General features: G+C 33.2%; 7 protein-coding genes and 1 pseudogene. All 8 read left to right on the top strand.

The genetic code is table 11. From position 1 onward, the window contains the following. Window positions 1–266 precede the first annotated feature (266 nt). Window positions 267–554, top strand: coding sequence for a helix-turn-helix domain-containing protein (locus tag ACU1LP_RS19275; RefSeq protein ID WP_445734580.1), 288 nt, complete (start codon window positions 267–269; stop codon window positions 552–554). A gap of 3 nt (window positions 555–557) precedes the next feature. Continuing rightward, on the top strand, window positions 558–1814 hold the full coding sequence (locus ACU1LP_RS19270; RefSeq protein WP_445737082.1) for a type II toxin-antitoxin system HipA family toxin: 1257 nt from the start codon (window positions 558–560) through the stop codon (window positions 1812–1814). A gap of 92 nt (window positions 1815–1906) precedes the next feature. After that, window positions 1907–2455, top strand: coding sequence for a DUF6557 family protein (locus tag ACU1LP_RS19265; RefSeq protein ID WP_445732854.1), 549 nt, complete (start codon window positions 1907–1909; stop codon window positions 2453–2455). Between the two features lie 191 nt (window positions 2456–2646). Continuing rightward, window positions 2647–2781, top strand: coding sequence for a hypothetical protein (locus ACU1LP_RS19260; RefSeq protein WP_445732855.1), 135 nt, complete (start codon window positions 2647–2649; stop codon window positions 2779–2781). A gap of 514 nt (window positions 2782–3295) precedes the next feature. Further along, complete coding sequence (locus ACU1LP_RS19255; protein ID WP_445732856.1) at window positions 3296–3745, top strand: hypothetical protein; 450 nt, start codon at window positions 3296–3298, stop codon at window positions 3743–3745. Continuing rightward, window positions 3708–3863, top strand: a pseudogene (locus ACU1LP_RS19250) (hypothetical protein); the annotation flags it as partial. The gene ACU1LP_RS19255 and the pseudogene ACU1LP_RS19250, both read left to right, overlap by 38 nt. 30 nt (window positions 3864–3893) lie before the next feature. Beyond that, window positions 3894–4115, top strand: coding sequence for a hypothetical protein (locus ACU1LP_RS19245; protein ID WP_445732857.1), 222 nt, complete (start codon window positions 3894–3896; stop codon window positions 4113–4115). A 234-nt stretch (window positions 4116–4349) separates the two neighbouring features. Then, the gene (locus ACU1LP_RS19240) at window positions 4350–4469 is read left to right on the top strand and encodes a transposase (protein WP_445732858.1); all 120 of its coding nucleotides are present in this window, start codon (window positions 4350–4352) and stop codon (window positions 4467–4469) included. Window positions 4470–4675 lie beyond the last annotated feature (206 nt).

The following is a 4675-nucleotide window of genomic DNA, read 5'->3' as shown; positions in this document are numbered from 1 at the left end:
TAAATCGGTCATAAAAACTACTTTTTTTAAATCTAATATATACGCTTTTTTTGAAATATGCAATTTGTCGTGCACCCGTTTAAGAGTTTGAGATGAATTGCCAAATTTGTTATCAAATGGCTACAAACAAGAATTCATTTTATCAATGTTTTAAATTTCGCAATTATGGATTTTGCGTATTAAGTGGTGACTAGATAATATCAAAATATTATAAATGTCGCTTATTTATATCATTTTTAGTATATTTGTCGTTAATAAGATACATTATGAACTCGAAAAAAGCCATTCTTCTCCCTAAATATCAAAAAATATTTGACGGAATAGGGGAAAATATCAAACTTGCCCGGAAGCGTAGAAAGCTTACTGCCGATCAAGTTTCTGAACGTGCAGGGATTCACCGTGCTACCTTATATCGGGTAGAAAAAGGGGATCCATCGGTAGCTATAGGTATTTACTTTAATATATTCAGGGTATTGAATTTGGATAAAGACTTCGAGCAGCTTGCAGCAGATGATCCGTTTGGGCGCAAACTTCAGGACCTTGATTTACTATAAGCTATGGCAGGAGGAAAATTTGACATGTATGTGTACGCAGATTGGAAAGGCCTAGGTGGACCTATTCAAATAGGAATACTTTCAGCTCATTTTGCGAAAGCGAAAAAAGCGTTTAGTTTTGAATATACAAGAGAATGGCTCGATAAAGGTGTGTATCAATTGCTCGATCCAGATATTGGCTTTTATTCAGGCCCGCAATATCCCACAGACAAAGAAAATTTCGGAATATTTTTAGACAGTATGCCGGATACTTGGGGGAAAACGCTCATGAAACGTCGCGAAGCCCAGGACGCAAGGGCACAAGAACGAAAAGCAAAAACACTATACGAAATAGATTATTTGTTAGGAGTTTATGACGAGAGCCGTATGGGAGCACTTCGTTTTAAGACGGATGCCGATGGTCCTTTCTTGGACAATGACGACCAAAATCCAACACCACCTTGGTCATCTCTCGGCGATTTGCAGGAAGCTGTCAGTCATCTTGAAAATGATTCAGAAAGTGATGCCATTCGCAAATGGATAGCGGTACTCATAGCACCTGGTTCTTCCCTTGGTGGCGCTAGACCCAAAGCCAATATATTAGGAAAGGATAATGATTTATGGATTGCTAAATTCCCTTCTAAAACCGATACAGTCGATAAAGCCGCTTGGGAATTCCTTACCTATAAACTGGCAATTGCCTGTGGCATTGAAATGGCGGAATCCAAAATTGAGCACATTTCCGGAGTCTATCAGACTTTTTTAACCAAAAGATTTGACCGTGAAAATGGCAACAGAATCCATTTTGCATCTGCAATGACGATGACAGGGAACACAGAAGAATCCCTTAAAAACACTTCGCCAAGCTATCTGGATATTGTCGATGTTTTAGAAAGTTATGGTACTAACGTCGATGAAAACTTACGTCAGCTATGGAGGAGAATTGTGTTTAATATTGCGGTTTCCAATACAGACGATCATTTACGCAATCATGGCTTTATTTTAAATGAAAAAGGTTGGAAACTATCACCAGCATATGATCTGAATCCGTCAACAGAGAAAAACGGACTGGCGCTCAATATTGATATGAATGACAATTCCCTAGATTTTAAGCTTGCAAAAAGTGTTGGAGACTATTTTCGTTTAAGCGAAAATGAAATGGATGGTATCATTCAGGAAGTTTTAACTGTAGTTAGAGATTGGAAATCAATCGCTAAACAAATTGGAATTTCAAATAAGGAACAGGTAATTATGGCGGCAGCGTTTAGGACTGAACTGTAAATTATTGGGGGCAAATTGAATAATCACTATTAATTGACACTTTGAAAAAAAAAGAGTGTCACCGAACAAATGGATCTCAAATTGGAAACACTATGACATTAAAAAAACTTATACAGACAAATTCCTGGTTAAGTATAGCAGCAATTTTGCAAGAGTTATATCCAGATGAAGCAAATAACCTTTCGGGATACAAGGAAGTGTTTGAAAAACTTTTGCTTATGGATGTCGAAGATTCAGATATTTCAATTGAGGTCGTACAGCAAAAAGACGATTTTGATGGAGAGGAATATGTAGATGTCTCAGGAAAGTATAAGTATCCCAAAAATGAAGAAGAAAAATTTTCACAAGCTATTGAGTTTACCCCTTGGAATCAATGGTTAGGTATGGAAATAACCCAAGAAAGTCTCATCCATTTTTCTGAACTGGAAATTATCTCACATTGCCTATACGAAATGACCTTTATGGGTTTTGAAGAAGTAGAAATACAAGACGAGCTAAACAGTATAGAGAGCACTATCGAAGATTATAAAAATATGACAGATGAAGAGAAAGATGCGAATACGACCTCTCTGGATAAACTTTTAAAGGATTTGGAAAACGAGGACAATGAAGAAAATGGCAAAAATGATTTTAGAACTTAAGCATATATTTTTTTGTTAAAACTATTTAGTAAACTTTCAAGAAAACAACTAATATTTGATAGCTTTCTCGAAAATTTACTACAATTGAAACGATCCGACTTTATTAAAGAACACTAATCCTTCGAATATTCACAACTTTAATTGAAAGCTATAGCATAATTAACTTAAATTGAAAAAATTTTAAAAATTCAATGGCAAAAAAAGTAGCAAAACGAAAATCAATTGAAGAAACCCTTTGGGAATCTGCAAACAAATTAAGAGGCTCTGTTGAGTCTGCTGAATATAAACACGTAGTGGATAGGGCGGGCAAAGTGATTCGCAAGTAGATATTAGATTTACCGTGTTCGTCGGCTTTACTTTTTTTGATATAGAACAAGATGGAAAGAGAATGTGACACCGAATAATTTTAAAGTTCTCCTCAATTTACAAAAAAATTATTAAAAGAGATTAAATGTAAGTATTTGTTTTTAAGCATATTATACTTAATTCGGTGTCAGTTGGAAAGAGAATTTTAGTGACACCGAATTTGCCCCTTTTAGGATGATATTATTTGATATTAAATGGAATCATATAAAATAAAAAACCCTCTAAATCAATTGTTTAGAGGGTTTTTGTTGCCTATTGTAGGACTTTTCTCGGAGAAAGAGGAACCCATCAGCCCTTTTTCTATATATCACACACTTGCCTGAAACCTCTGTAAACCCTTATAAATAAGGGGTTTTGGTGCTTTTTGAATCATGTTTTAATTAAGTAAATAATGTATAAAAATGGTAATTGTGGGGATAATGTGGGGATAGTTTTGTATCTTTATATTATTCACTTTTAAGATATTATCACATTATGGCTACTATTAATTACCTTGTAAAAGGTACAAAAGGATATTCTAATGTCCTACTACGTTTTAAAAACGGAAGAAAATTTGACTATACAGCTTCAACAGATTTAAAAGTCCTTCCAAATCATTTGAGTCAAGCAAAGCAAAAGGTTAAAAATATCAATGATGCAGCTTACAAAGATGAAGTAAACACACATTTATTTGAACTTGAAAACTTTATTATTACTGAATTTAATTCAGATAATTCTAAAGGTGTTTATATTGATAGAGATTGGCTTCAAACTAAAATAGCTAATCATTTTAACAGACCTGTTAATGATGATGCAATCGACCAGGTATTTTTCCTTCCATTTGTGGAGCGATTTATTGAGTTAGCTCCTTCAAGAATTATTAAGGGTAAAAATAAGGCAGTAAGTTCTGGAACTATTACAAAGTACTCGACTACCAAAAAATAAAATAATCGAGTATGAAAAGAAGTTCAAAACAAAGCTAAAATTTACAGATTTAAATTTAACCTTTTATGACAGGTTTGTAAACTATTTAACCCAAGAGCAAAATATAAATTTAGGTACAGTAGGTAATTATATTGGCACTATTAAAACAATGGCCAGAGATGCCATGCTTCAGGGCTTACCAGTGCATGAACATATTAACCATCCTAAATTCTTTGCGCCCAAAGTGAAAGCCGATAGTATCTATTTAAGAGACGAGCAAATCAATAAAATATACAACCACGACTACAAAGGTGTTGTGCGTTTAGAAAATGCAAGAGATTTATTTATAATAGGTTTAATAATGACACTTCTGGAAAATTGGCGACTATAAAAATTAAAAACAGTTGTAAAAATATATTTCAAGATTGTTCAAATGAATATAAAAATTATAAGGATTTGAATGAATATCTGATGAATTTGATAGCTTAAATAAGTATTGTAAAGCTTTATGAAACTGTTTTACGACGTTAAATTGCAAGATGTGTTTTAGTTGCACTAAAACCAAATCTTGTTTTACCCTTTGGGGAAAAGAATGAAAAATTTTCGCAACTCAATTTTTTAAAAAATGAAAAAGAAATTCACTAAAGAAGAAAAGCAACAGATTGTAAAGGAAGCTTCGGAAAGTAAAGACAAAGTAGAAATAGCCGTTAAATATGATATCCATTATACAACATTATACGGCTGAATTAGAAAATTCAATAATGAAAAATCACGAACGAACTGGATTACTATAAAGGTTTCAGATAGTGAAAAAGAGAAAGTTAAAAAAATGTGCAAAGCTTTGGGTTTTGAAAATGAAGTTAGTTCTTATATAACTCAAGTTTCGCACTTAATAAATACTAGTGTTTCAGTTCGATAAAAGCCAAAAAAGTAGCATATAAATCTTGCTTA

This window comes from Mariniflexile sp. (assembly GCF_052728615.1).
The sequence above is the reverse complement of the archived record's forward strand: the minus strand, read 5'-3'. Positions and strand labels throughout refer to the sequence as shown.